The 26,355-nt window shown below is 70.1% G+C and carries 25 protein-coding genes; 12 read left to right on the top strand and 13 right to left on the bottom strand.

The window, feature by feature from the left end; translation table 11 throughout:
• The first annotated feature begins 1,052 nt into the window (after positions 1-1,052).
• The 8 genes from ABZ078_RS26350 (at position 1,053) to ABZ078_RS26315 (ending at position 10,074) form a co-directional block, all read left to right on the top strand.
• The gene (locus tag ABZ078_RS26350) at positions 1,053-2,108 is read left to right on the top strand and encodes a BMP family ABC transporter substrate-binding protein (RefSeq protein ID WP_356579061.1); all 1,056 of its coding nucleotides are present in this window, start codon (positions 1,053-1,055) and stop codon (positions 2,106-2,108) included.
• Positions 2,109-2,379: 271 nt separating this feature from the next.
• Positions 2,380-3,426, top strand: a complete 1,047-nt coding sequence (locus ABZ078_RS26345) for a BMP family ABC transporter substrate-binding protein (RefSeq protein WP_356579059.1) — start codon at positions 2,380-2,382, stop codon at positions 3,424-3,426.
• 226 nt (positions 3,427-3,652) lie between these two features.
• Entirely contained in the window at positions 3,653-5,239 is a 1,587-nt protein-coding gene (locus ABZ078_RS26340; RefSeq protein WP_356579057.1) for an ABC transporter ATP-binding protein, read from the top strand.
• Complete coding sequence (locus ABZ078_RS26335; RefSeq protein WP_356579055.1) at positions 5,239-6,363, top strand: ABC transporter permease; 1,125 nt, start codon at positions 5,239-5,241, stop codon at positions 6,361-6,363. Before ABZ078_RS26340 ends, ABZ078_RS26335 begins: the two co-directional genes overlap by 1 nt.
• Positions 6,360-7,637: an ABC transporter permease gene (locus ABZ078_RS26330; RefSeq protein WP_356579053.1), complete on the top strand. Its 1,278-nt coding sequence runs from the start codon at positions 6,360-6,362 to the stop codon at positions 7,635-7,637. The genes ABZ078_RS26335 and ABZ078_RS26330 overlap by 4 nt, the downstream gene beginning before the upstream one ends.
• Positions 7,634-8,041 (top strand): cytidine deaminase, encoded by a 408-nt coding sequence (locus ABZ078_RS26325; RefSeq protein ID WP_356579051.1) that lies wholly within the window; start codon positions 7,634-7,636, stop codon positions 8,039-8,041. The genes ABZ078_RS26330 and ABZ078_RS26325 overlap by 4 nt, the downstream gene beginning before the upstream one ends.
• Before the next feature lie 68 nt (positions 8,042-8,109).
• Positions 8,110-9,393: a thymidine phosphorylase gene (locus tag ABZ078_RS26320; RefSeq protein ID WP_356579049.1), complete on the top strand. Its 1,284-nt coding sequence runs from the start codon at positions 8,110-8,112 to the stop codon at positions 9,391-9,393.
• 96 nt (positions 9,394-9,489) lie between these two features.
• Positions 9,490-10,074: a Uma2 family endonuclease gene (locus ABZ078_RS26315; RefSeq protein ID WP_356579047.1), complete on the top strand. Its 585-nt coding sequence runs from the start codon at positions 9,490-9,492 to the stop codon at positions 10,072-10,074.
• Positions 10,075-10,077: 3 nt separating this feature from the next.
• Here ABZ078_RS26315 and ABZ078_RS26310 read toward each other — a convergent pair whose 3' ends face one another.
• The gene (locus tag ABZ078_RS26310; RefSeq protein ID WP_356579045.1) at positions 10,078-10,998 is read right to left on the bottom strand and encodes an AEC family transporter; all 921 of its coding nucleotides are present in this window, start codon (positions 10,996-10,998) and stop codon (positions 10,078-10,080) included.
• A gap of 214 nt (positions 10,999-11,212) precedes the next feature.
• Between ABZ078_RS26310 and ABZ078_RS26305 the strand changes: the two genes are divergently transcribed.
• Positions 11,213-11,557 carry an STAS domain-containing protein gene (locus ABZ078_RS26305; protein ID WP_356579043.1) on the top strand — a complete coding sequence of 115 codons (345 nt, stop codon included), beginning with the start codon at positions 11,213-11,215 and terminating at the stop codon, positions 11,555-11,557.
• On the opposite strand, the gene ABZ078_RS26300 is transcribed toward ABZ078_RS26305, so the two are convergent.
• The 3 genes from ABZ078_RS26300 to ABZ078_RS26290 form a co-directional block, all read right to left on the bottom strand.
• On the bottom strand, positions 11,441-12,457 hold the full coding sequence (locus tag ABZ078_RS26300) for a sigma-70 family RNA polymerase sigma factor (protein ID WP_356579041.1): 1,017 nt from the start codon (positions 12,455-12,457) through the stop codon (positions 11,441-11,443). The genes ABZ078_RS26305 and ABZ078_RS26300 overlap by 117 nt on opposite strands.
• Before the next feature lie 220 nt (positions 12,458-12,677).
• The gene (locus ABZ078_RS26295; protein ID WP_356579039.1) at positions 12,678-13,031 is read right to left on the bottom strand and encodes an ATP-binding protein; all 354 of its coding nucleotides are present in this window, start codon (positions 13,029-13,031) and stop codon (positions 12,678-12,680) included.
• Between the two features lie 137 nt (positions 13,032-13,168).
• Positions 13,169-14,332, bottom strand: coding sequence for an adenosine deaminase (locus ABZ078_RS26290; protein ID WP_356579037.1), 1,164 nt, complete (start codon positions 14,330-14,332; stop codon positions 13,169-13,171).
• Positions 14,333-14,479: 147 nt separating this feature from the next.
• Between ABZ078_RS26290 and ABZ078_RS26285 the strand changes: the two genes are divergently transcribed.
• Positions 14,480-15,241 (top strand): alpha/beta hydrolase, encoded by a 762-nt coding sequence (locus ABZ078_RS26285; RefSeq protein WP_356579035.1) that lies wholly within the window; start codon positions 14,480-14,482, stop codon positions 15,239-15,241.
• An 83-nt stretch (positions 15,242-15,324) separates the two neighbouring features.
• On the opposite strand, the gene ABZ078_RS26280 is transcribed toward ABZ078_RS26285, so the two are convergent.
• Positions 15,325-16,287, bottom strand: a complete 963-nt coding sequence (locus tag ABZ078_RS26280; RefSeq protein WP_356579033.1) for a LysR family transcriptional regulator — start codon at positions 16,285-16,287, stop codon at positions 15,325-15,327.
• A gap of 63 nt (positions 16,288-16,350) precedes the next feature.
• On the opposite strand from ABZ078_RS26280, the gene ABZ078_RS26275 reads away from it, so the two are divergent.
• On the top strand, positions 16,351-17,625 hold the full coding sequence (locus tag ABZ078_RS26275) for an MFS transporter (protein WP_356579031.1): 1,275 nt from the start codon (positions 16,351-16,353) through the stop codon (positions 17,623-17,625).
• Positions 17,626-17,709: 84 nt separating this feature from the next.
• On the opposite strand, the gene ABZ078_RS26270 is transcribed toward ABZ078_RS26275, so the two are convergent.
• The 5 genes from ABZ078_RS26270 to afsQ1 all read right to left on the bottom strand — a co-directional run bounded on the left by ABZ078_RS26270 (position 17,710) and on the right by afsQ1 (position 21,863).
• Positions 17,710-17,916: a PspC domain-containing protein gene (locus ABZ078_RS26270; protein ID WP_356579029.1), complete on the bottom strand. Its 207-nt coding sequence runs from the start codon at positions 17,914-17,916 to the stop codon at positions 17,710-17,712.
• A 107-nt stretch (positions 17,917-18,023) separates the two neighbouring features.
• The gene (locus tag ABZ078_RS26265) at positions 18,024-18,581 is read right to left on the bottom strand and encodes a VanZ family protein (RefSeq protein ID WP_356579027.1); all 558 of its coding nucleotides are present in this window, start codon (positions 18,579-18,581) and stop codon (positions 18,024-18,026) included.
• 416 nt (positions 18,582-18,997) lie between these two features.
• The gene (locus ABZ078_RS26260; RefSeq protein WP_356579025.1) at positions 18,998-19,609 is read right to left on the bottom strand and encodes a hypothetical protein; all 612 of its coding nucleotides are present in this window, start codon (positions 19,607-19,609) and stop codon (positions 18,998-19,000) included.
• Positions 19,609-21,189, bottom strand: coding sequence for a HAMP domain-containing sensor histidine kinase (locus ABZ078_RS26255; protein WP_356579023.1), 1,581 nt, complete (start codon positions 21,187-21,189; stop codon positions 19,609-19,611). Before ABZ078_RS26255 ends, ABZ078_RS26260 begins: the two co-directional genes overlap by 1 nt.
• Positions 21,186-21,863 (bottom strand): two-component system response regulator AfsQ1, encoded by a 678-nt coding sequence (afsQ1, locus tag ABZ078_RS26250; protein ID WP_041819431.1) that lies wholly within the window; start codon positions 21,861-21,863, stop codon positions 21,186-21,188. Before afsQ1 ends, ABZ078_RS26255 begins: the two co-directional genes overlap by 4 nt.
• A 265-nt stretch (positions 21,864-22,128) precedes the next feature.
• On the opposite strand from afsQ1, the gene ABZ078_RS26245 reads away from it, so the two are divergent.
• Positions 22,129-22,899, top strand: coding sequence for a SigE family RNA polymerase sigma factor (locus tag ABZ078_RS26245; protein WP_356579021.1), 771 nt, complete (start codon positions 22,129-22,131; stop codon positions 22,897-22,899).
• A gap of 288 nt (positions 22,900-23,187) precedes the next feature.
• On the opposite strand, the gene ABZ078_RS26240 is transcribed toward ABZ078_RS26245, so the two are convergent.
• The 3 genes from ABZ078_RS26240 to ABZ078_RS26230 all read right to left on the bottom strand — a co-directional run bounded on the left by ABZ078_RS26240 (position 23,188) and on the right by ABZ078_RS26230 (position 26,350).
• Positions 23,188-23,790, bottom strand: coding sequence for a uridine kinase (locus ABZ078_RS26240; RefSeq protein WP_356579096.1), 603 nt, complete (start codon positions 23,788-23,790; stop codon positions 23,188-23,190).
• A gap of 222 nt (positions 23,791-24,012) precedes the next feature.
• Positions 24,013-24,921 (bottom strand): aldehyde dehydrogenase family protein, encoded by a 909-nt coding sequence (locus tag ABZ078_RS26235; RefSeq protein ID WP_356579019.1) that lies wholly within the window; start codon positions 24,919-24,921, stop codon positions 24,013-24,015.
• Positions 24,914-26,350, bottom strand: a complete 1,437-nt coding sequence (locus ABZ078_RS26230) for an aldehyde dehydrogenase family protein (RefSeq protein WP_356579017.1) — start codon at positions 26,348-26,350, stop codon at positions 24,914-24,916. Before ABZ078_RS26230 ends, ABZ078_RS26235 begins: the two co-directional genes overlap by 8 nt.
• Between the last annotated feature and the right edge of the window lie 5 nt (positions 26,351-26,355).

Raw genomic sequence — 26,355 nt, 5'->3', positions numbered from 1 at the left:
TTCGCTCGCCGTAGCCGATCAGCTTGGCTAATGTCTCGATCGCCCGCTGGAGCAGATTTATTTGCGCCGTGCGGGCCAGTTCATGGGTTGTTCCATCCGCTGGGTTCTCTCGACCTTGTGAGGTCTCCAATGAGCGACTTGAGAAAGTATGCGACGGGCTTGAGACTCTGCCTGGTGGCTGCCCTTGCAGGCGGTTTGGTGACCGCCTTCGGCGGCACCGCGCAGGCAGCCGTGTCCAACTGTGATGTGGGTCGGTCTGCCGCCGGCAACCAGGCGTGGGCGGGTTGCCAGAAGGGATTCGGGTCATATCGGGTAGCGGCTAAGTGCGATTCGCCCACTTATCCCTACTCCATCACCATCTACGGCCCCTGGAAGAGGCGCGCATCGGGGGATTCGCACACCTCCTACTCGGAAGTCTTCGGTGACGCTTACAACTGCCATATTGTGAGGGCTTGGGCAGACACGCGTTGATCCATCGCAGTCTCGGCCTTTCATGACGGCTCGCCAATTCGATTGGCGGGCCGTTTCGGCTTGTCCGGAGAGGCGCTCTGCCGGTCAGTGTGAGCGACGGTATCCAGCCAAAGCGGGTCGAGGGCCCGCCTCCTCGGCAACTTCGGCGACGGCATCGCCTTGTCTCCGTACCGGCCGCCCGGCGGCCGCATCGTGCGGGATCGGCCTCGGCGCGCGTGCGCGCTCTCGTCGGCGGCCGCGTCCGCGACAGCGGCATTCGGTCAACGCCGCGCCTTGACGCGGGGCGACCGGCGGCCCTGCCCGGGTTGCGACCACAGTGGCGCCGGGGCAGCCTGGACAGCGATGCTCTACATACTTGAGTTGCCTCACGCTGAGGCGCCCCATCGATACACAGCGTGCGGGATTGAAAGGGTGTGCTGCCCCGAGCGCACCTTTCGATCGGGTGGTTCACATGGGCTTGACCGGCGATCGGAACGAATGGATAACGGCAAGGCGAGACCTGGTTCCCAGGAGTGTCTACGCGCGTTAATGTGCGCCGAACTCAGCACCCACTGCGGGGCTTGGAGAATGGGGACTTCACGATGCGTCGGACATCCAAACTGACCCGTGTCGCGGTGGGGGTCGCGTCGATCGCGCTCGCCGCCACGGCGTGCGGTGGAACCAGCAGTGACAACGGTGGCGGCAGCGACGGCGGCAAGGACGACAAGGGCCTCGCCATCGCCTACGACATCGGCGGCAAGGGCGACCAGTCCTTCAACGACGCCGCCTTCGCGGGCCTGGAGAAGGCCAAGAAGGAATTCGGCTACCAGACCGACGATGTCGAGCCCACCGAGGGTGAGACGGACGCCGACAAGGAGCAGCGCCTGTCCTCGCTGGCGCGGCAGGGCTACAACCCGGTCATCGGTGTCGGCTACGCCTACGGCCCCGCGATGGAGGCCGTGGCCAAGAAGTACCCGAAGACCACCTTCGGCATCGTCGACTCGGTGGTCGAGGGCAAGAACGTCGCCTCCCTCGTCTTCGCCGAGGAGCAGGCCTCGTACCTGGCCGGTGTCGCCGCGGCCAAGGCCACCAAGACCAACACGGTCGGCTTCGTGGGCGGCGTGGACATCCCGCTGATCCGCAAGTTCGAGGCCGGCTACAAGCAGGGCGTCCAGGACACCAGCGGCGGCAAGGTCAAGGTCGTCTCGCAGTACCTGACGCAGACCGCGGAGGAGGGCGGTTTCGCCAGCCCCGACAAGGGCAAGGCCGCCGCCGAGGGCCAGATCGAGAAGAAGGCGGACGTCGTCTACCAGGCGGCCGGCCTGTCCGGTCAGGGCGTCATCGAGGCCGCCGCGAAGGCCAAGGTCTGGGCGATCGGCGTCGACTCCGACCAGTACAAGCAGGCCGCGCTGTCGGCGTACAAGAACTCCATCCTGACCTCCGCCCTCAAGGACGTCGGCGGCGCTGTCTACGCGCTGGCCAAGTCCGTCGAGGACGGCAAGCCGCTGACCGGCACCCAGACCTTCGACCTGAAGGTCAACGGCGTCGGCCTGTCCGAGGCCAACCCGGAGTTCGCGAAGATCGCGGGTCTCAAGGACGCCGTGGCGAAGGCCAAGGAAGGCATCATCGACGGCTCCATCAAGGTCAAGACCGAGTAGTCACGGTCAGGTCGTACAGCCGGGAAGCGGGCGGGCGTCGCGGGATGCTCGCCCGCTTCGCTGTGCCCGGCCGCCGCGTCACCCACCGCCACCCTCCCTTTGCTCTCGGCGAGCCCTTGGTCAAGGGCTCGCGTGGACTTGGCCACGGCCGGATAACAAGGTGGACAGAAGGGGTTTTCAGGCAGGTCTACGCGCGTTAATCTGCGGCGAAAGCCAGCGCCGTAGCTGTGAGGCTGTCCGTCCCGGCGCTTGTACGACAGGAGCACGACACATGCGCCGGATTTCCCGGATCACGGTCGCAGGCGCAGCGACCGCGTCTTTGGCCCTCGCCCTCTCCGCCTGTGGCGGCACCTCGACCGAGGCCTCGTCGAAGGCGCAGGGCGACAAGGGTCTCGCCATCGCGTACGACGTCGGCGGCAAGGGCGACCAGTCCTTCAACGACGCCGCCTTCGCGGGCCTGGAGAAGGCGAAGAAGGAATTCGGCTACCAGACCGACGATGTCGAGCCCACCGAGGGTGAGACGGACGCCGACAAGGAGCAGCGACTGGTGTCGCTGGCCAAGCAGGGCTACAACCCGGTCATCGGCGTCGGCTACGCGTACGCCGCCGCCGTCAAGGGCGCCGCGGAGAAGTTCCCGGACACCACCTTCGGCATCGTGGACGACTCCACGGTCGAGGCGAAGAACGTGGCGGACCTGGTCTTTTCCGAGGAGCAGGCCTCCTACCTGGCTGGTGTCGCCGCCGCCAAGAGCACCAAGACGAACACGGTCGGCTTCGTGGGCGGTGTGGACATCCCGCTGATCCACAAGTTCCAGGCCGGTTTCGAGCAGGGCGTCAAGGACACCAACCCCAAGGTCAAGGTCCTCTCCCAGTACCTCACGCAGACCGCGGAGGAGGGCGGCTTCTCCAGCCCGGACAAGGGCAAGTCGGCCGCCGAGGGCCAGATCGAGAAGAAGGCGGACGTCGTGTACGCGGCCGCCGGTCTCTCCGGCCAGGGTGTCATCGAGGCCGCCGCCGCCAACAAGGTGTGGGCGATCGGTGTCGACTCCGACCAGTACAAGCAGGAGGCCCTCGCCAAGTACAAGGACGCGATCCTGACCTCGGCGATGAAGGACGTCGCCAAGGCGGTCTACAACCTGGCGAAGTCGGTCGAGGACGGCAAGCCCGAGACCGGTATCGTTCGTGGCGATCTGAAGACGGGCGAGGTGGGCCTGTCGAACTCCAACCCGAAGTTCGCGGACAACGCCGAGCTCCAGGAAGCCATCAAGACGGCCGAGGAGAAGATCGTCAGCGGCGAGATCAAGGTCAAGACCAGCTGAGCACAGCAACACCCTGAGCAGCGGTAACCGAGGGGTTTACGTCCGCTCGACGGGGTACGGGGAGGCTCTCCCGCGGGAGGCTTTCCCCGTACCCCGTTGTCGCGCGGTGCGTAGGCCTCCTATCAGGCCATAGGGGCGCTACGCGCGTAGACGACCCCCGTCCCCAGGAGAGTGCGCCATCAACGCGTCCAGCAGCCCTCCGGCCGGCGCGGCGGTCAACGGTCAGGTGACCGCCGTCGAGCTCGCCGGGATCACCAAGCGTTTCCCGGGCGTCGTGGCCAACCACGACATCCACCTCACCGTCCGCAAGGGCACCGTCCACGCCCTCGTCGGCGAGAACGGCGCCGGCAAGTCGACGCTGATGAAGATCCTCTACGGCATGCAGAAGCCGGACGAGGGCACCATCGCCATCGACGGCGAGCAGGTCGGCTTCTCGTCGCCGGCCGACGCCATCGCGCGCGGCATCGGCATGGTGCACCAGCACTTCATGCTCGCCGACAACCTCACCGTCCTCGAGAACGTCGTGCTGGGCAGCGAGAAGCTGTACGGCATCGGCGCCAGGGCCCGCCGCACCATCAAGGAGATCTCCGACCGCTACGGCCTCGGCGTGCAGCCCGACCGCCTGGTCGAGGAGCTCGGCGTCGCCGCCCGCCAGCGCGTGGAGATCCTCAAGGTCCTCTACCGCGGCGCCCGCACCCTGATCCTCGACGAGCCCACGGCCGTGCTGGTGCCGCAGGAGGTGGACGCGCTCTTCGAGAACCTCCGCGAGCTCAAGTCCGAGGGCCTGTCGGTCATCTTCATCTCGCACAAGCTGGGCGAGGTCCTCTCCGTCGCCGACGAGATCACCGTCATCCGCCGCGGTACGACGGTCGGCACCGCCGTCCCCTCCGAGACCACCCCGCGTCAGCTGGCCGAGATGATGGTGGGCAGCGAACTGCCCACCCCGGAGACCGCCGAGTCGACGGTCACCGACCGCCCCGTCATCACGGTCGACAAGGTGCGCCTGGCGGCGGCCGGCGGCAAGGCCCTGCTGGACGACATCACGTTCACCATCCACGCGGGCGAGGTCCTGGGCATCGCCGGCGTCGAGGGCAACGGACAGACCGAGCTGGTCGACGCGCTGATCGGCCTCAAGGCCCCCGACTCCGGCACGATCACCCTGATCGACGAGGAGATCACCGCCTGGCCCACCCGTAAGCGCCGCGAGCAGGGCATCGGCTACATCCCCGAGGACCGCCACCGCCACGGCCTGCTCCTGGAGGCCCCGCTCTGGGAGAACCGCATCCTCGGCCACGTCACCGAGAAGCCCAACGCCAAGGGCGTCTGGCTGGACCCGAAGGCCGCCCAGGAGGACACGCGCCGGATCGTCGAGGCGTACGACGTCCGCACTCCCGGGATCGACGTCACCGCCGCCTCCCTCTCCGGCGGCAACCAGCAGAAGCTGATCGTCGGCCGCGAGATGAGCCACAAGCCGCGCTTCCTGATCGCCGCCCACCCCACCCGTGGCGTGGACGTCGGCGCGCAGGCCGCGATCTGGGACCACATCCGCGAGGCCCGCCGCGAGGGCTTGGCCGTGCTGCTGATCTCCGCCGACCTGGACGAGCTCATCGGCCTGTCCGACACCCTCCGCGTGATCTACGACGGCAAGCTGGTCGCCGACGCCGACCCGGCCACCATCACCCCGGAGGAGCTCGGTTCGGCGATGACCGGCGCCGCCACCGGCCACCTGGAACACGAAGAGACCTCCGAGACCCAGGCAGACACCCCCGAGATCCGTAAGTCTCCCGAGGCTCCGGAAGACGAGGCCCGCTGATGAAGAAGTTCGACAAGGAGCGCGTGCTCCTCGCGGTGGCCGGACCGGTCATCGCGCTCGCCGTGGCCTTCGTGCTCAGCGCGATCGTGCTGATCGCCTCGGGCAAGAGCCCGGTCGAGCCGTACACCCTGATGTTCGAGCAGGCCTCGTTCTCCGACATCCAGGTCCTGATCATCAACCAGGCCTCGATGTACTACATCGCGGCCCTCGCGGTGGCCATCGGCTTCCGGATGAACCTGTTCAACATCGGTGTCGACGGCCAGTACCAGCTCGCCGCCATGATGGCCGCCATCGTCGGCGCCCACGCGAACCTGCCGACCGCGCTCCAGATCCCGCTGCTGCTCCTCACCGCGGTCTGCACCGGCGCGTTCTGGTCCGGCATCGCCGGGGTCCTCAAGGTCACCCGCGGCGTCAGCGAGGTCGTCGCGACGATCATGCTCAACGCCATCGCCACCTCGGTCATCGCCTACCTGTGGCTGCCGAACGTCTTCGGCGTCAAGGTCGGCAACAACAACACCACCGGCGAGATGCACGAGTCCGGCTGGGTGCCGGGCATCGACATGGGCGACGCCGGCGAGATCTACGGCCTGGTCTTCCTCGCCGTGCTGCTCGGCATCGGCTACTGGGTCGTCCTCAACCGCACCCGCTTCGGCTTCGACCTGCGCGCCTCCGGCGCCTCGGAGAGCGCCGCCGCGGCCAGCGGTGTCGACCCGAGGCGCATGGTGCTCACCGCCATGCTGATCTCCGGCGGCATCGCGGGACTCGCCGGCCTGCCGATCCTGCTCGGCGACACCCACACCTACAGCCTGAACTTCCCCACCGGCATCGGCTTCCTCGGCATCGGCATCGCCCTGCTCGGCCGCAACAGCCCCGTCGGCATCGCGTTCGCCGCCCTGCTGTGGGCCTGGCTCGACAAGGCCTCGCCCGAGCTGGACTTCCACGACTACGACAAGGAGATCGCGGTCATCATGCAGGGCCTGATCGTGCTCTCGGTCGTCGTCTCCTACGAGGCCGTCCGCGAGTGGGGCCTGCGCCGCCAGCAGCGCCGCGTGGGCGCCGAACTGGCCGCCGGTCACGTCCTCGGCGCCGACAACAACACCACGAAGGAGGTGGCTGGCCGATGACCGCCCCGCAGACCTCGGCGCTCGACGTCAACCAGCCCACGCTGCAGCCCGCGGCTCCGACCGGCCGCCGCCTGTCGTGGCCCGTCCTGCTGCTGGTCATCGCCGGAGCCCTGGCGCTGACCTCGATCGTCCGCATCATCACCGGCGCCGACGGCATCACCAACGTCAGCCAGATGTCCACCGCCCTCCAGCTCGCCGTGCCGATCGGCCTCGCCGGTCTCGGCGGTCTGTGGGCCGAGCGCGCGGGCGTCGTCAACATCGGCCTCGAAGGCATGATGATCCTCGGCACCTGGTTCGGCGCCTGGGCCGGCTTCCAGTGGGGCCCGTGGACCGGTGTCCTGGTCGGCATCATCGGCGGCTGCCTCGGCGGCCTGCTGCACGCCTTCGTCACCGTCACCTTCAACGTCAACCACATCGTCTCCGGTGTGGCCATCAACATCCTCGCCCTCGGCGCCACCCGCTACCTCGCGCCCCTCGCCTTCGAGGGACACCAGGGCGGCTCCGCCAAGCAGTCCCCGGCGATCGACTCCCTCGGCAACTTCACCGTGCCGGGCCTGTCCGACGCGCTGCGCGACCTCAACAACCAGGGCTGGTTCTTCGTCTCCGACATCGCCGGCCTGCTCGGCGGCCTGGTCACCAACGTCTCCTGGCTGACCCTGATCGCCGTGGCCCTGATCCCCGCCACCTGGTGGATCCTGTGGCGTACGGCCTTCGGTCTTCGGCTGCGCTCCTGCGGTGAGAACCCGGTGGCGGCCGAGTCCCTCGGCGTGAACGTCTACAAGTACAAGTACATCGCCGTGATCATCTCCGGCGGCCTGGCCGGCCTCGGCGGTGTCTTCCTGTCCATCGTGGCCAACCCCTTCTACCTGGAGGGCCAGGTCAGCGGCCGCGGCTTCATCGGCCTCGCGGCGATGATCTTCGGTAACTGGATGCCGGGCGGGCTCGCCATCGGCGCCGGCCTGTTCGGCTACACCGACAGCCTCAACCTGCGCGGCGGCTCCGCGAACGTCCACGCCCTGCTGCTGCTCGGCGCGCTGCTGCTGATCATCGGCGCCATCTGGCTCGTGATCTCCAAGAAGTACGTCAAGGCCGCGATCACCGCGGTCATCGGCGCCCTGGTGTTCGCCTGGTACGCGGGCACCGACGAGGTCCCGAACCAGGTCGTGTCCGCCACGCCGTACGTCATCACGCTCGTCGTCCTCGTCCTGTCCGCGCAACGCCTGCGGATGCCGAGGGCGAACGGTCTGCCGTACCGGAAGGGCCAGGGCAAGTGACCCCGGCCGCCTCCCACGACGTCGACTGGGACAAGCTGCGCGCGGCGGCCCGGGACGCCATGTCCCGCGCCTACGCCCCGTACTCCGGCTACCCGGTCGGCGTCGCGGCCCTGGTCGACGACGGCCGTACGATCACCGGCTGCAACGTCGAGAACGCCTCGTACGGCCTGTCCCTGTGCGCCGAGTGCGGGCTGGTCTCGGAACTGCGGAACTCGGGTGGCGGCCGGCTGACGCACTTCACCTGCGTCGACGGCAAGGGCGACATCCTCGTCCCGTGCGGCCGCTGCCGTCAGCTGCTGCACGAGTTCGGCGGCCCGGACCTCCTGCTGGAGACCCCGGCGGGGATCCTGCCGCTGTCGGAGATGCTGCCCCATGCCTTCGGGCCGGGCCACCTCAGCAAGTAACTCCCGTGCGGCCCCTCTGACCACCTCAGGGGGGCCGTATCACTTCTGGAACCCTCGGAAGGACACCCATGGCCATGGACGCCATCTCCGTCATCCGCACCAAGCGGGACCGCGGTGAGCTCAGCGACGAGCAGATCGACTGGGTCATCGACGCGTACACCCGCGGAGAGGTCGCCGACGAGCAGATGTCCGCGCTCGCCATGGCGATCCTGCTCAACGGCATGAACCGCCGCGAGATCGCCCGCTGGACGGCCGCGATGATCGCCTCCGGCGAGCGCATGGACTTCTCGTCCCTGTCCCGCCCGACGGCCGACAAGCACTCCACGGGCGGCGTCGGCGACAAGATCACCCTCCCGCTGGCCCCGCTGGTGGCGGCCTGCGGTGCCGCCGTCCCGCAGCTGTCGGGCCGGGGCCTCGGCCACACGGGCGGCACGCTGGACAAGCTGGAGTCGATTCCGGGCTGGCGGGCCCTCCTCTCCAACGAGGAGATGCTGCACGTCCTGGACACCACGGGCGCGGTGATCTGCGCGGCGGGCGACGGCCTGGCTCCGGCGGACAAGAAGCTGTACGCACTGCGCGACGTGACCGGCACGGTCGAGGCGATCCCGCTCATCGCCTCCTCCATCATGTCCAAGAAGATCGCGGAGGGCACGGGCTCCCTGGTCCTGGACGTGAAGGTCGGCACCGGCGCCTTCATGAAGACCATCGAGGACGCGCGCGAGCTGGCCTCGACGATGGTGGGCCTGGGCACGGACCACGGCGTGAAGACGGTGGCCCTGCTGACGGACATGTCGACGCCGCTCGGCCTGACTGCGGGCAACGCCCTCGAAGTCCGCGAGTCGGTGGAGGTCCTGGCGGGCGGCGGACCCGCTGACGTGGTCGAGCTGACGATCGCCCTGGCCCGCGAAATGCTGGAGGCGGCGGGTGTCCGTGACGCCGACCCGGCGAAGGCCCTGGCCGACGGCTCCGCGATGGACGTCTGGCGCCGCATGATCGCGGCCCAGGGCGGCGACCCGGACGCGGAGCTGCCGGTGGCCCGCGAACAGCACGTCATCAAGGCCCCGTCCTCCGGCGTCCTGACCCGCCTCGACGCCTACGACATCGGCGTCGCCGCCTGGCGTCTGGGCGCCGGGCGCGCCCGCAAGGAGGACCCGGTGCAGGCGGGCGCCGGCATCGAGATCCACGCCAAGCCGGGCGACACGGTGACGCAGGGCCAGCCCCTGCTGACCCTGCACACGGACACGCCGGAGCGCTTCGAGTACGCGCTGCAGTCGGTGGAGGGTTCGTACGACATCGCGGCGGCGGGGACGGACTTCACGGCTTCGCCCGTCGTGCTGGAACGTATCGCCTGACCAGGCGGTCTCCCTTTCGGGTGAACGGGATCGGTGGACCTGCGCCGGTCCCGTTCGGCATGCTGGGATCGGTGACGCACCGATAAGGAGACCGCCATGAGCGCACTCACCGTGAGCCAGGACCCCGACCAGAACTGGGACGACCTCGTCCGGTTCTGGGAGGAGATGGAATGGCCCGAGGGCAGCAAGGTGGAGATCATCGAGGGGATCGTCACCGTGACACCTGCTCCCGCGTCCCGCCACAACGTGATCGCGGCCCGCATCCAGCGTCGCCTCTACTCCGTGATCCCCGAGGACTGGGAGATCTTCCAGACACTGGCGATCGCCGTGCCGTCACGTCTGGGCATGCTCATCCCGGACCTGCTCGTGGCTCCCGTGCGGGAATGTGCGGAGGCCGACTCCCACATCCCGGCGGTCCTCGCCGAACTCGTCGTCGAGGTGACCTCCAAGTCCAACGCCCGCCACGACCGTGTCAGCAAGCCCGCCGCCTACGCCACCGCAGGGATCCCGCTGTACCTCCTCGTCGACCGCTGGGCTCCTGGAGGGCCCACCGCGACGCTCTACGGAGAGCCGAAGGGCGATGTCTACCGTGTCCTGAGCGCCGTGAAGTTCGGCGATCCCATCAAGCTGCCGGAGCCGTTCGACGTGACGATCGACACGGGTGAGTTTCCGGTTGACTGACACTCAGCCCAGCAATGCCGCCACCACGACAAGCACCGGCACCGACAACACCGTCGACACCAGAATCGAGTCCCGGGCCAACCGCTCGCCCACCCCGTAACTCGACGCGTACGTGAACAAGTTCTGCGCGGCAGGCAGCGCCGAAGTCACCACCACGTCCAGCAGCGGAGCGCCCCGCAACCCGAACACCCCCGCCGCCAGCACCCAGGCCACCGCTGGCTGCCCCACCGACTTCAGGGCGACCGAGAGCAGCACCGGATGCCGGTCAGGGCCCCGGCCGGGCAGCATGCTGCCGCACAGGGAGATGCCGAAGGCCAGCAGGACCGCCGGGACCGACATCCCGCCGATCAGGGTCAGGGGGTCCAGCACGGGGGCCGGGACCTGTACGCCGGCCGCCGACACGGCCACCCCCGCCAGCGACCCCACCGCGATCGGATTGCGCAACGGCGTCAGCAGCCGCCGCCACAGTGGCCCCTTCTCGCCCTCGCCGGACAGGTCGAGGATCGTCAGGGCGATCGGGGTGACCCCGATCAACTGGAACAGCAGCACCGGCGCCACCAGTGAGGCATCGCCCAGCAGGTACACCGCGATCGGGATGCCGAGGTTGCCGGAGTTGACGTAGCTGGAGCACAGCGCGCCGATCGTCGTACGGCCCACGCCCCAGCGCCGTACGACACCGACCGCGACGAAGACTCCGGCTGCCGCGGCCGTGCTCAGCGCGGTGACCAGGAGCCGGCTGGAGAAGATCACCGACAGGTCGGTCTGGGCGAGCGTGGTGAAGAGCAGGGCGGGGGAGGCGACGTGGAAGGCCAGCTTGGTGAGGACCTCTCGGCCGTGGTCGCCGAGGTAGCCGCGCCGGCCGATCACATAGCCCACCCCGATGACGACCGCGATCACCGCGAATCCGGTCAACACCCCCTGCACGGAACCCCCTTGGCGGAGGGGAAACCGCGGAGTATTCGGGGATGCGCTGATGCGTGGGGCATACAGGCAACCCTCCGGGGAAGGAGGGGAGCGGGTCAACGTGATCTCGGTCGGCGGACACCTCTCACCAGCGCGACGAGCAGCGAAAACCGGCCGGACCACACCTGGCCCGATGAGTTACGCCCGCCCGCCCGGTCTACCGATCGTGGACGCCATGACACCCGCTGTACTCGTGCTCGCCGGCCCCGTCACCCGCGACGAGGTGGCGGGGCTCTGCGACGAGGCCCGGGCACGGCTGGAGGCCACCGGGGCGGCAGTCCTGGTGTGCGATGCCGGAGGGCTCGGACCGCCGGGCCTGGCCGCCGTCGATCTGCTGGCACGCCTCCAGCTCACCGCCCGGCGGGCCGGGGGCCGGATCCGGCTGAGGGACGCCGACCCCGCGCTACACGCCCTCCTCGACCTGGTCGGCCTCAGCTTCGAGGTGGAGGGGAAGGTCGAACAGCGGGAACCAGCGCTGGGTGTCGAGGAAGCAGTGGAACCCGGTGATCCGGCCGTCTGAGATCTCCAGGACCTGAACCGCCCAAGGGGTGAAGCCGCCCTTCTCCGGATCCGGCTTGTACTGGGCGAATCCCGGCAGCCCGTTGACCTGGACCGGCACCAGATGTGAACCGGCGCAAGGGGCCCCGAGCGTCGTCATGAAACCCGTGATGTCCTTCACGCCGGTCAGCCACAGGTCGAACGGCGGCATCGTCATGACGGCGTCCTCGTGCAGCAGGGCCGTGAGCGCCGTCATGTCGTAGCCCTCGAAGGCCGCGACATACCGCTCCAGCAGCTTCTGCTGCTCCTCGTCGAGCGGGTCGGAGACCACGGCGTCGCCGCCCGGCTGCTGCCGCTCGGCGAGCGTGGCGCGCGCCCGCTGCAGCGCGCTGTTCACCGACGCGACCGTGGTGCCGAGCAGCTCGGCGACCTCGCTAGCCTTCCAGGCCAGCACCTCGCGCAGGATCAGCACCGCCCGCTGCTTGGGCGGCAGTTGCTGAAGGGCGGCCATGAAGGCGAGCCGCACCGACTCCTTGGCCACGGCCGTCTCGGCCGGGTCGTCGGTCGTGGGCAGGACCCGGCTGTCCGGCATCGGCTCCAGCCAGGTGTTGTCGGGGCGGGGCGAGAGCGCCGCCTGGGCGAGCGGTGTCGACTCCGTGAGGTCCATGGGCCTGGCTCGCTTGTTGCCGGCGGTCAGCATGTCCAGGCACACGTTCGTCGCGATGCGGTAGAGCCATGAGCGGAGACTGGAGCGCCCCTCGAACTTCTCGTAGCTCCGCCAGGCCCGGACCATCGTGTCCTGCACCGCGTCCTCCGCCTCGAAGGAGGAGCCGAGCATGCGGTAGCAGTACCCGGTCAGTTCGACACGGTGTTTCTCCAGCCTGACGTCGAGGTCCGTCGTCGTCGCCGTGCTGTCGCTCATCGTCCACCCACCCCTGTGGCCATGTCCCGAAGGACGCCTCATCGCGCCCAACACTTCGGAAGCTACCGCAGCCCACTGACAATGGCCCCCGGAGCGGACGAAGGCGCAGGTCACAAGCGCGCGCCCGACACTCGGCCGACGTGCGGCGGGCGCGGACACGCCGCTGGGGCGCACCCTTGTCCAAGGGCGCGCCCCAGCGGCGTGGGTCGGTGGGACCGGCTCAGGCCATCGGGACGCCGTTCACCGGCAGGCCCTGGGTCGGCAGGCCCTGCACCGGCACCCCGCCGAGCAGCCCGACCAGGCCGGTCGGACCGCCGGCGACCGCCTGCTCGGCGGCCGGCTGCGCGGCGGCCAGGCCGGTGGTGACCGCTTCCTGTCCCTGGACCAGCCCCGAGGTGGCGGCGGGCGTCGCCTGGGTGAGGTTCTCGGCGGGGAGCGACGTGGTGACGGTGTCCAGCGCCGTGCCGGCGGCCTCCGGGCCGACCGGCGCGGCGTTCGCGGCGCCGGCGCCCGCGGCGGCGAAGGCGGCACCGAGAGCGGCGACACCGAGGGTCTTGGCAGCAGACTGCTTCATGAAATGCGTCCTCGAAATTCGTTACGGGGTTGTGAGCGGTCCTTGACCGTAAACACGCCCCGGCTGCCGCCGCAAACATCGAAATGAGGATGGATTGTGAATGCCGTTTGTGTTCCGTGGAGGCGCAGGCCCCGCCGTCACTCCTCTTGGGCGGCAGAGTCGCTGGTAGACGTGGTCTGCTGAAAGAGCCATTCGGACTTGAGTTCGGCATATCCAGGCTTGATCACGTCATTGATCATCGCGAGTCGTTCATCGAAAGGAATGAACGATGATTTCATCGCATTGACGGAGAACCACTGCATGTCGTCGAGCGTGTAACCGAATGCATCGACAAGATGCTCGAATTCCCGGCTCATGCTGGTGTGGGACATCAGGCGGTTGTCGGTGTTCACGGTGGCACGGAAGTGCAGTCGCCGCAGCAGGCCGATGGGGTGGGCGGCGTAGGAGTCGGCGGCGCCCGTCTGGAGGTTGGAGCTGGGGCACAGCTCCAGCGGGATGCGCTTGTCCCGTACGTACGAGGCGAGTCGGCCGAGCTTCACCGAGCCGTCGGCGTGCACATGGATGTCGTCGATGATGCGCACCCCGTGCCCGAGCCGGTCGGCGCCGCACCACTGCAGGGCCTGCCAGATGGACGGCAGGCCGAAGGCCTCGCCCGCGTGGATGGTGAAGTGGTTGTTCTCGCGCTTGAGGTACTCGAACGCGTCGAGATGCCGGGTGGGCGGGTGGCCGGCCTCGGCGCCCGCGATGTCGAAGCCGACGACGCCCAGGTCGCGGTAGCGGTTGGCGAGTTCGGCGATCTCCAGGGCGCGGGCGGCGTGCCGCATGGCGGTGAGCAGGGCGCCCACGCGGATGCGGTGACCGTTCGCCCGGGCGAGCTGCTCCCCTTGCCGGAAGCCCTCGTTGACCGCCTCGACGACCTCTTCGAGGCTGAGTCCGCCTTCGAGGTGCTGTTCGGGCGCGTAGCGCACCTCGGCGTAGACGACCCCGTCCTCGGCGAGGTCCACGGCGCACTCGGCGGCGACCCGGACGAGGGCGTCCCGGGTCTGCATCACGCCGACGGTGTGGGAGAACGTCTCCAGGTACCGCTCCAGGGAGCCGGAGTCGGCGGCCTCGCGGAACCAGACGCCGAGCTTGTCGGGGTCGGTCTCGGGGAGTTGGGTGTAGCCCGTCTCGCGGGCGAGCTCGACGATCGTGCCGGGTCGGAGCCCGCCGTCGAGGTGATCGTGCAGCAGAACCTTCGGGGCTCGGCGGATCTGGTCCGAGCTCGGGGTGTTCGCCTTCGGGGCAGTCTCGCTCGTCATTTCCGCACTCTAACGCCTACGCGCGTAGATCGCTCATGTGACGTCCATCCGTCGCTCGTGTCGTCGTCCGCTTTACGAATCCGTCGATACGTAACAGTGACCCCACGGACGGGTGGCGTACACCCGCACTTCTGAGACTGTTCTGTCATGGCACAGCAAGCGACGCCGGTTCGCAGGGCCCGACTGGGCAGAGCGATCGGGCCGGAGCCGACAGCGGTGAGCGGTGTGGTGCTCCTGCTTCCCGGCGGTGACGAGGTCTCACATCGCAAGCCGGCGACGTTGTTGGCGACCTCCTACCTGCGCACACTGGGGCGCCGTCTGGCGCGGGCGGGACGTGGGGAGGGGCTCGCCGCGCATGTCGTCCACTACCGGTTTCGCGGGTGGAACGGCAGTGACGCCAATCACCTGAGCGACGCGTTGTGGGCCGCGGACGAGGCCGTGCGGCTCTACGGGGACGTTCCCGTCTGCCTTGCCGGGGTCGACATGGGCGGGCGGGCGGCGTTGCGGGCGGGCGGGCACGAAGCCGTCAACTCCGTGCTGGCCATGGCGCCTTGGCTGCCCGAGGAGGACATGGCGGCGTCACCCGAACCGGTGAAGCAGCTCGGGGGGCGGCGGGTGCTGATCGTGCACGGCACGAACGACGAGCGGACCGACCCCGAGTTGTCGTTCCGGTTGGCGGCACGGGCGAAGAAGGCGAACCGGGACGTGTGCCGGTTCGAAGTGCACTCCGATCGGCACGGGTTGCAGCAGCATCGCGACGAAGTCCTCGCACTGGCCGAGGACTTCGTCATGGGGGTGCTGTTCGGCCGGGCGTTCTCGCGGCCGGTCGAGGACGCGTTCGCGGCTCCGCCTCCTTTGGGGTTGCGGATGCCGTTGGCCGCGGGGTTCGGCAAGTCGCTGCGGCGGTAGCGCCGTTGGGGTGCCTGCCGTGTCGGCGGGCACGGGTTGGCTGTGGCCGGTCGCGCGGGTTCCTCGCGCCCCTGGGACGTCTCTCAGGTGGGCAGCAAACTGCCCCGTCTGGACAGCAGGAACTTCTTGAAGGCCGCCACCGGGGGCGTGTCCGGGCGGTCGGCCAGCCACGCGACGCCGATCTCCCGTGCCGCCCTCGGGGCCGTGACCGTCAGTTCCACCACTCCCGGGCGCGGGACGGTCGGTGGGGGCAGCAGGGCGACGCCCAGGCCCGCCGCCACCAGCCCGCGCAGCGTCTCCGCCTCCTCGCCCTCGAAGGCGATACGGGGCTTGAAGCCCGCCTCCGCGCACAGGTCGTCGGTGATGCGGCGCATGCCGTAGCCGGGCTCCAGCGTCACGAAGGTCTCGTCGGCCGCTTCGGCTAGGCGGATGCGTTTGCGGGAGGCCAGGCGGTGGTCGGCCGGGACGACCAGGCGGAGCTTCTGTTCGTCCAGGCGGCGGGCCACCAGGTCGGGGGCGTCCGGGACGGGGGATGTCAGGCACAGGTCCAGCTCGCCCGCTCGGAGGCGCTCGATCATCGCCTCGCCGTAGTTCTGGACCAGGCTGAAGCGGACGCGGGGGTGGTCGGCGCGGAAGGCGTGCAGGAGGCCGGGGACCGTCTCCGCGCCCATGGTGTGCAGGAAGCCGAAGGCGACCTTGCCGGTGGCCGGGTCGGCGTCGGCGCGTACCTCGTCCGCGGCACGCCGGATCTCGCCGAGGGCGCGTTCGACCGAGGTGAGGAAGGTACGGCCGGCCGGGGTCAGCGAGACCGTACGGCCGTGGCGGGCGAAGAGGTCGACGCCCAGGTCCTGTTCCAGGCGGACCATGGCGCGCGAGAGCGTGGACTGCGGGACCCGCATCTCCTGGGCGGCCCGGGTGACGTGCTCGGTGCGGGCGACGCCGGCGAAGTACGCGAGGCGGGGGGCGAGCAACCTCGACATGTCCGCCATGTCTTCTGTGTCACTGGATGGTGACAGGCGAGCCTGTGAGCTGTGTTGATGCGCCATGGGAACGATTATGGCGAATCCATGCATTGGACGGATGAGTAGGGGCGTACGTAGCTTCGAAGCATGTCTCCCGCCAGTACCGGGGCGTCCACCACCGTGGGCGCCGCACACGCTGTTCCTGTCGTCGACTCCCGTATGGCCCCGGGCGGCCCCGGCTACCGCCGGATGAGCTTCGCCCTCTTCCTCGCCGGTGTCGCGACCTTCGCACTGCTCTACTCCACGCAGGCCCTTCTGCCTCTGATCTCCGGCGAGTTCGGGGTCGCGGCGAGCGAGGCGAGCTGGACGGTGGCGGCGGCCACGGGTGGGCTGGCGCTGTTCGTGCTGCCCATGAGCGCGCTGTCGGAGCGGTTCGGACGGCGTACGGTCATGACGGCGTCGCTGGCGGTCGCCGTGACGGTCGGACTGCTCGTTCCCTTCGCGTCGAACCTCACCGTCCTGGTCGTGCTGCGGGCGGTCCAGGGCGCGGCGCTGGCGGGTCTGCCGGCGTCGGCGACGGCGTATCTCGCCGAGGAGGTCCGGCCGAAGGCCCTGGTCACGGCGATCGGGCTGTTCGTCGCGGGCAACAGCGTCGGCGGGATGAGCGGCCGGGTCATCACCGGCTGGGTCGCGCAGGAGTGGGGCTGGCGGGTCGCCGTCGGCGTCATCGGCGCGATCGCGGTGGCCTGCGCGGTGGCCTTCCGGCTGCTGCTTCCGGCGCCGCGCCACTTCAAGCCGGGGTCGCTGCGACCGCGGGTGCTCGTGCGGACGGTGCGTGGGCATCTCTCCGATCCGCTGCTGTGCCGCCTGTACGCCATCGGCGCGCTGTTCATGACGGTCTTCGGTGGCGTGTACACGGTGATCGGTTACCGGCTGACGGAGGCGCCGTTCGGTCTGCCCCAGGGCGTGATCGGCTCGATCTTCCTCGTGTATCTCGTCGGTACGGTGTCGGCGTCGACGGCGGGCCGGCTGGTGGGGCGGCTGGGCCGGCGCGGCGCGCTGTACGCCGGCGGTGCCACCACGGCGGCCGGTCTGCTGCTGTCCCTGGCGGGCTCGCTGCCGCTGGTGCTGCTGGGGCTGGTCCTGATCACCGGCGGGTTCTTCGCGGGGCACGCGGTGGCGTCCTCGGCGGTCAGCAAGACCGCCACGCACGGGCGTGCCCAGGCGTCGGCGCTGTACCAGTCCGCGTACTACGTGGGCTCCAGCGCGGGCAGCATGGTGGGCGCCGTGGCCTTCCACGCGGGCGGCTGGGCCGGGACGGTCGGGGTCGGGCTGCTGGCGGTGGCCGGGGTCGTGACGATCACCGTGTTCGGGACGCGGGCGGCTCGGTCGCGGCGGCGGGAGTTGGCTACGGCTGCCTGAGCCGGCCTGAGCCGCCTCGCGTCGGGCTTGAGCTGGAGAGAGCGCGGCCCCCGCAGTCGGCGGGGGCCGCACTCGCTTCCGTGTTCACCAGGCCGTGCGGGTCTTCGCCTTGTCCTCCGAGGGCAGCAGGATCCACAGGGCTATGTAGAGCAGGAACTGCGGGCCCGGGAGCAGGCAGGAGACCAGGAAGATCACGCGCATCGTCGTCGTGGAGGTGTCGAAGCGTCGCGCCAGCGCGGCGCACACTCCGCCGATCATGCGGCCGTGGGTGGGTCGGGTGAGCGCGGTCATGGTGCGGCTCCTTCGCTGACGTCGGTCGCAGGCCCTGCTGTGGGCCTCCCGAGTGGTTGCCTCATCTGACGTCCACGCTACGGCGACGAAGCGGGCAAAACGTCACTCTATGGAGCTATCCCGACCCTGGGAATCGTCGGGGTCCGGCCCTGAGAAGGCTCCTCCTGGGAGACTGCCCGGCCGTGTGCGCGCTGGGACCTGCGGCGGAGCCGGGCGCGGGCGGCGGGGACGATCGTCGCGTGCGCCAGGGCCACGCCCAACGTGTTCAGGAGCAGCGAGTCGACGTCCACGACCTGGCCCGGTACGCCGGTCTGCAACAGCTCGATGCCCAGGGAGATGAGGGCGCCGGCGGTGACGGTGCGGACCAGGGAGCCGAGGGGGGAGGTGTGGAGTCTGCCGTGGGCCATGGGGAGGAGTACCCCCAGGGGCGCGAGCAGGGCGAGTCCCTCGGCGATGCGTCGGGCGGCCGCCTGCCAGCCCAGGGCGAGGTCGGCCCTTATCCCGGCGAACGGGTGCAGGTTGGCGGGCATCACCCAGGGGACGTCCAGCGGGCGCAGCGTGAGCCAGGCGACGAACGCGAGGTGGGCGGCCAGGAGGACGCTGGCCGTCGCACGAAGCGGGATGCTGATCACGGCGCTGCCGCCGATGGAGCCTTGACGCTGCACGCATCCCAAGACGCGCCTCCCGGCAGGATCGGTTCCGGGGGGTGGGGCGGTGGGGTGAGGCGTCCGCCACAACGGGGGGTGTGTGGGTGCTTTGCCGCGGGACGGTGGGGGCGTGCGTTGATGCCTGCGGCGCCTGTGCGGGTTCGGTGGGGGTGCGCGTAGCGCCTGCGGGTGGGGGGTGGTCGGGGCCGTGCCGGGGGGTGTCCGTCCTCGGACCGGCGGCGGGCGTATGGCCAGGAGGTGCCGTGTCTTGACGCCGGCCACTGCGGGCGGACACCCCCCGGCACGTCCCCTTCCCGCCGTACGCGGCTGCCGCGTCACGGGGGTACGCCCGAGAGGGCGCGGGTCGGCGTACGTGGGTGCGGCGTCGTGGGGCTTGCCCGGCATGGCCTGGGGGTGGTGCCGGAGGCGGTGGGTCAGGTGTCTGCGACCTCGGTCGACGGAGGTTCGTTGCTGCCCGGTCTTGTGCGGACCTCGTCCGTGCACTCGTAGCGGCGCGGTGGGGTGTCGTCGGGGCCGCCCAGGATGACCGAGCCGTCGTCCTCGGCGGCCGTCGAGTCGGAGAAGGTGCAGACGATCTGGGCGAGGGCGTACGAGGTGAGGTCGGTGGGGGGCGTGCTCAGGCGCAGTGTCTCGTCGGGGTCGCCGGGGCGGGGGCCGGTCACGCTCATGGCGCCGCGGACGTCCGTGGTGTAGCCGGCCTCCTTCTCCTCGGGCGACGGTGTCGCGTCCAACTCGTCGAGCAGGCCCTGCGCCACCAGCACGCGGCGCTCCGAGTCGGCCGCGCCTTCAGGCACGCGTACCGTGCGCTCGACGGCCACCAGTTGGGATCTGCACAGCAGGAACACCTGCACGGGGAGTCCGCGCGCGGCCTGCGTCGACACGTTCGGTTCGGAGAGGGAGCAGTGCACGCGCGAGGGTGCGGGGCCGAAGTCGGTCGGTACCTCCGTGGACCGTATGCCGCATCCGGTCAGGACGGTGGCGGCCAGGGTGGAGAGTGCCAGCAGGTGGCGTACCCGCTTCGACATCAGGCGTCCCCCTTCTTCGTGGCGCCCGCGTTCTTGTCGTCCTTGTCTCCGTCTGTCCGTGCCAGCTCGGAGGCGTCCCGGGGCAGGCGCAGCGTGAACACCGCTCCGCCCTCGGGGGAGTTGGCGGCGGTGATGTCGCCGCCGTGGATGTGGGCGTTCTCCAGGGCGATGGACAGGCCGAGACCGCTGCCCTCGGAGCGCGGGCGGGAGGCGCTGGCCTTGTAGAAGCGGTCGAAGACGTGGGGGAGGACGTCCTCGGGGATGCCGGGGCCGTGGTCCCGTACGTCGATCACGATCGAGTCGTCCGCCTCGCGGATCGTGACCCGGACCGGTGAGCCGCCGTGCTTGAGCGCGTTGCCGATGAGGTTGGCCAGGATGACGTCCAGGCGGCGCGGGTCCAGGCGGGCCATGATGCCGCGCTCGGCGTCCAGGTCCACCGCGTCCAGCCAGGCGCGGGCGTCGATGCAGGCCGTGATCTGGTCGGCGATGTCGACGTCGTCGAGGACGAGGCGCGCGGTGCCCGCGTCGAAGCGGGTGACCTCCATGAGGTTCTCGACGAGGTCGTTCAGGCGGCGGGTCTCGCTGACGACGAGGCGTACGGCGGGTTCGATCATGGGGTCCATGGAGCCGGACTCCGCCTCCAGCTCCTCCTCCAGGACTTCGGTGACGGCGGTGATCGCGGTGAGCGGGGTGCGCAGTTCGTGGGACATGTCGGCCACGAAGCGGCGGGACGCGTCGTCGCGGGCGGCCATGTCGGCGACCCGCTTCTCCAGCGCCTCGGCGGCGTTGTTGAACGTACGGGAGAGGTCGGCCAGTTCGTCCGTGCCGGACACCCTGAGGCGGGTGTCCAGCTTGCCCTCGCCGAGCCGGCGGGCGGCGACCCCGAGGCGGTGCACGGGCTTCAGTACGGTCGTGGCGGCGGCCTGCGCGAGCAGCGCGGAGCCGATCAGGGCGAGGCCCGTGGCGATGCCGAGCGACCAGGCCAGGGAGTTGAGGTCCTTGGCTTCCTGGTCCAGGGGCTTGAGCATGTAACCGGTCGGGCCGCCGCCGATCAGCCGCGTGCCGGCGACCAGGTACGGGGTGTCGTCGTCCACGATCCGCTGCCAGTACAGGTGGTACTCGGACTTGTTGGAGGAGTTGACCTCCTGCTTGTCGTTCACCGCCGTGCGCAGCGACGGGGGCACGTCCGCGAGCGTGAACCCGTCCAGGCCGCCGGAGCTGCCGAACACGGGCCTGCCGTCGGCGTCCTGGCCGACGAGCAGCACGCTGAAGCGCTGGCTGCTGTTGGCCATCTGCCCGGCGGTCTGCTGGAGTTCGTCCTGCGTGGGCTCCTGGGGCAGCAGGCCCGCCCGGTTCTGCATCTCCTGCTCGAAGTCGCGCAGCACCGCGTCCTGGGTGCGCTTGAGCACCGCCTCGCGGTTGAGCCAGTAGGCGATCCCGGACGCCGACACCGCCGCCGTGAGCGCCACCAGACCGAAGACGACCACCAGTCGCAGCCGCAGACTCGTGAAACGCAGCCTCGACCACACTCCCTTACGAGCCGCGACCCAGCCGCGGAACCCCCCTCGCGCGTCGGTCACTGAGGCGCGTCCAGGCGGTAGCCGACACCGCGGACGGTACGGATCAGTGTCGGGGAGGAGGGTACGTCCTCGACCTTGGCGCGCAGTCGCTGGACGCAGGCGTCCACGAGGCGGGAGTCGCCGAGGTAGTCGTGTTCCCAGACCAGGCGCAGCAGTTGCTGGCGGGACAGGGCCTGGCCCGGTCGGCGGCTCAATTCGAGCAGCAGCCGCAGTTCGGTCGGGGTCAGCTGGAGGTCCTCGCCGTTCTTCGTGACGGTCATCGCGGCGCGGTCGATGACCAGGCTGCCGAACGCCGCCGCGTCGTTCGACTCCCGCTCCCCGCGCCGCAGCACGGCCCGGATCCGGGCGTCGAGGACCCGCCCCTGGACCGGTTTGACGACGTAGTCGTCGGCGCCGGACTCCAGGCCGACGACCACGTCGATGTCGTCGCTGCGCGCGGTCAGCAGGATGATCGGAAGCTGGTCGGTGCGCCGGATGCGCCGGCACACCTCGAACCCGTCGATGCCGGGCAGCATCACATCCAGCACGATCAGGTCCGGCCGCTGCTCGCGCAGCAGCTTCAGACCGTCCTCGCCGGTGGCAGCGGTGGCCACACGGTGTCCCTGGCGCGTCAGTGAGAGCTCCAGGGCCGTACGGATGGCGTCGTCGTCCTCGATCAGCAACAGGGAAGGCACGGGCTCATTCTGGCCCATGCGTGGGCGCTCTTTCGACACCTGTACGAGCAGTACGGCTACGCACACGTAGCGCTTCTTCCTGTGCGTGCGCTCCCGCCGGCCTGAGGGTGATCTCGGAGGAGGGCCGCTGTGACAGGTCTGTGACAGTCGGCGGACACGGCCATGAAGGTGCCCGGGCAAGCTTTTCGGCACAGGCAGGACAGCACGTCGCACGACGGCAAGACGAACGACCAGAACACCGGAAGTCCACGACGGGGGGCGCGAGATGAACACGCTGCACGGCACCAGCACCAGCGCAGTGATCACGCGTCTGCACGACGTGCACGGGGGCCGGGGTTCCGAGAAGTCCGGTGCTGTGAGCGGGCGGGGGTGCGCTCGCGGCACCGGGCGTCAGCACGCCGCGTACATGACGGTGGTTGACGGTTTCACGGGGGAGCCCGCGGCGGTAGCCGCTACGGGTACGGTCGGGGGAGCCGCGTACAGGGAGGACTCGGGGGAGCGGCGTCGCTCGCTGTCGGAGGCGGAGTTCACCGCCTACGTCCAGGAGCGCCGCGCCTCCCTGTACGCCACCGCCTACCACCTGACCGGCGACCGGTACGAGGCCGAGGACCTGCTGCAGAGCGCGCTGTTCTCGACCTACCGGGCCTGGGACCGGATCAGCGACAAGGCCGCGGTCGGCGGATACCTCCGCCGCACCATGACCAACCTGCACATCAGCGCGTGGCGCCGCCGCAAGCTGAACGAGTACCCGACCGAGGAACTGCCGGAGACGCCCGGCGACACGGACGCGATGCGCGGCACCGAGCTGCGCGCGGTCCTGTGGCAGGCGCTCGCCCGGCTGCCCGAGCTCCAGCGGACCATGCTGGTCCTGCGTTACTACGAGGGCCGTACGGACCCGGAGATCGCGGACATCCTCGACATCAGTGTCGGCACGGTGAAGTCCAGCATCTGGCGGTCGCTCCGCCGGCTGCGCGAGGACGAGGTCCTCAGCTTCGGCCGTGACGAGGAGGACGCCTTCGGGGAGCTTGTCGCCTGAAGGTCCGGGGGGCCGCTCGGGGGAGCGGTGGCAAGTGGGGGGACCCACGGGGGCCGGGGGGCCCGCGGGGGGACCCACGGGGGAAACGGGGGGTGCTCCACCACGGGGGAAACGGTGGAGCACAACGACAGCGGGGCTGGAGGGCCGGGGGGTCCGTCCAGTCCCGCTTCGCTGTGTGGTCAGCGGGCCTGCATGAGCTCCGCCTCGGCGGCCCCGCCCTCGCCGGCCGGCTCCGTACCGCCGACGGCCGCCGCGAGCAGCAGGGACGTCGGGACGCGCCGGCTGCGTTCAGGTGGCCGGGGTCGCCGCCGGGCGGCGGCCCGCCGCGGCCGCGGTCAGGCGGCCGAGGGCCTCGTCCCGGTCGCAGGCGTGGGCGCCGAGGGCGGTCTGGCGGGCGATGATCGAGCGCTCCAGGCGCATCAGGCGCCAGCCGCGGCGCAGCAGGAAGGGCACCGACTTGCGGCCCTCCCTCAGGTCGCGCAGGAAGCGGCGGCGGAAGGTCTTCACCGGGCCGCGGCTCAGGCAGAGCGCGTCGGCGAGCACGCCGAGTTCCCGGCAGCGGGTGACCAGTTCGGCGGCGAAGACGCCCTCCGCGATGAACAGCGGGGTCCGCCCGATCTCGACGGCCTCCTCGCCGGTGCGGGCGCTGAGCGAGATGTCGTACAGCGGAATGCTCGTACGGCCCGTGCGGCACAGCTCCACGATCGCGGCCACGGCCGTGTCGGCGTCCCAGGAGCCGGGGTGGTCCCAGTCGATGTCGGAGCTCCCGGGGACCTGCGGCAGGGTCGGGTCGTCGCCCTCTTTGTAGAAGTCGTCGAGCCGCAGGACCGGAAGACCGGAGCGGGCGGCGAGCAGGGACTTGCCGGAGCCGGAAGGGCCGCAGAGCAGCACGACTCGCGTCGGTATGGGCGGTTGGGAACTCACGGGTCACCAGTGTGAGGCATCGCCGGGTCCGGGAACGACCCCGCGGGCCGGCTTTGATGCGCGCGTCACACGGTGACTACGGTGTGTGCCGGACCGCTTGCCCCGAGTATCGGGCGGGTGGTGGCGGAGAGCCGCGCTTCCCCTGGACGGCGGGGAAACGCGGCTCTCCGGTCTCGGTGCCTCTCGGCCTCAGTACGAGGAGCCCGACGCGCCCAGCGACCCCGTCGGGTGCCAGACCGTCTTGGTCTCCAGGAAGGCCGTCATCCGGTCGATACCGGGGGTGGCGGTCCAGTCGACGTCGTCCACAGGCTGTGGACGAAGTACGCGCTTCAGGTTGTCCGCGGCGGCGATCTCCAGCTCCTTCGCCAGCACGTCGTCGGCGCCCGCGAGGTCGATCGCGTTGACGTCCTGGTGCGCGGCCAGCGGCGTGGCGATCTCCGCCGTACGGCCGGAGAGGACGTTGACGACACCGCCGGGCAGGTCGGAGGTGGCCAGGACCTCACCGAGGGAGAGGGCCGGGAGCGGGGACTGCTCCGAGGCCACGACCACGGCCGTGTTGCCCGTCGCGATCACCGGGGCGATGACCGAGACCAGGCCCAGGAACGACGACTCCTGAGGAGCCAGGACGGCTACGACGCCCGTCGGCTCGGGGGAGGAGAGGTTGAAGAACGGGCCCGCCACCGGGTTTCCGCCGCCGACGACCTGGGCGATCTTGTCGGTCCAGCCCGCGTACCAGACCCAGCGGTCGATCGTGGCGTCGACGACCGCGGCGGCCCTGGACTTCGACAGCCCCTCCGCGTCGGCCACTTCGCGCACGAACTGCTCGCGCCGGCCCTCCAGCATCTCGGCGACGCGGTACAGGATCTGGCCGCGGTTGTACGCCGTGGCGCCGGACCACGCCCCGAACGCCTTGCGGGCGGCGACCACCGCGTCACGGGCGTCCTTGCGGGACGACAGCGGCACGTTCGCCAGCCAGTTGCCCTTGGAGTCGCTCACCTCGTACACCCGGCCGCTCTCGGAACGCGGGAACTTCCCGCCCACGTACAGCTTGTAGGTCTTGAAGACGCTCAGACGCCGCTGCTCGGACTTGTCAGACATCGAGGTACGCCTCCAGGCCGTGGCGGCCGCCCTCGCGGCCGAAGCCCGACTCCTTGTAGCCGCCGAACGGCGAGGTCGGGTCGAACTTGTTGAACGTGTTGGACCAGATCACGCCCGCACGCAGCTTGTTGGCGACGGCGAGGACGCGGGACCCCTTCTCCGACCAGATGCCGGCGGACAGGCCGTACGCGCTGTTGTTGGCCTTGGCGACGGCCTCGTCCGGCGTGCGGAAGGTGAGGGCGGACAGCACCGGGCCGAAGATCTCGTCGCGGGCGATGGTGTGCGCCTGGGTGACGTTCGTGAACAGCGTCGGGGCGAACCAGTAGCCGCTCTCGGGCAGTTCGCAGGCCGGGGACCAGCGTTCGGCGCCCTCCGCCTCGCCCTGCTCGACGAGCGTGGTGATGCGGGTGAGCTGCTCCTCGGAGTTGATCGCGCCGATGTCGGTGTTCTTGTCCAGCGGATCGCCGAGGCGGAGCGTGGAGAGCCTGCGCTTGAGGGAGTCCAGCAGCTCGTCCTGGATCGACTCCTGCACCAGCAGACGGCTGCCCGCGCAGCAGACCTGGCCCTGGTTGAAGAAGATCCCGTTGACGATGCCTTCGACGGCCTGGTCGATGGGGGCGTCGTCGAAGACGATGTTGGCGCCCTTGCCGCCCAGTTCGAGGGTGAGCTTCTTGCGGCTGCCGGCGACGGTCCGCGCGATCGCCTTGCCGACGGCCGTGGAGCCGGTGAAGGCGACCTTGTTCACGTCCGGGTGCGCGACGAGCGCGGCGCCCGTGTCGCCGTAGCCGGGAAGGATGTTGACGACGCCCTTGGGCAGGCCCGCCTGGCGGCAGATGTCCGCGAAGAACAGGGCCGACAGGGGGGTGGTCTCCGCCGGCTTCAGGACGACCGTGTTGCCGGTCGCGAGGGCCGGGGCGATCTTCCACGCCAGCATCAGCAGCGGGAAGTTCCAGGGGATGACCTGGCCCGCCACGCCGAGCGGCCGGGGGTCGGGGCCGAAGCCGGCGTGGCCGAGCTTGTCGGCCCAGCCCGCGTAGTAGAAGAAGTGCGCGGCGACCAGGGGGAGGTCGGCGTCGCGCGTCTCCTTGATCGGCTTGCCGTTGTCCAGGGTTTCGAGGACGGCGAGCTCGCGGGCGCGCTCCTGGATGATCCTGGCGATGCGGAACAGGTACTTCGCGCGCTCGGAGCCGGGCAGCGCCGACCACTTCTCGAAGGCCCTGCGGGCCGACTTCACGGCACGGTCGACGTCCGCCTCGCCGGCCTGGGCGATCTCGGAGAGGACCTCCTCGGTCGACGGCGAGACGGTCTTGAAGACCTTGCCGTCGGCCGCCTCCACGAACTCGCCGTCGATGAACAGGCCGTACGAGGGCGCGATGTCGACGATCGAGCGGGACTCGGGCGCCGGTGCGTATGCGAATGCGGGTGCCATGGTGA

The sequence above is a fragment of the Streptomyces sp. NPDC006385 genome, from assembly GCF_040612485.1.
GTDB lineage: Bacteria > Actinomycetota > Actinomycetes > Streptomycetales > Streptomycetaceae > Streptomyces.
Note: the sequence above shows the minus strand (reverse complement) of the source record. Positions and strands in the feature narration are given on the sequence as shown.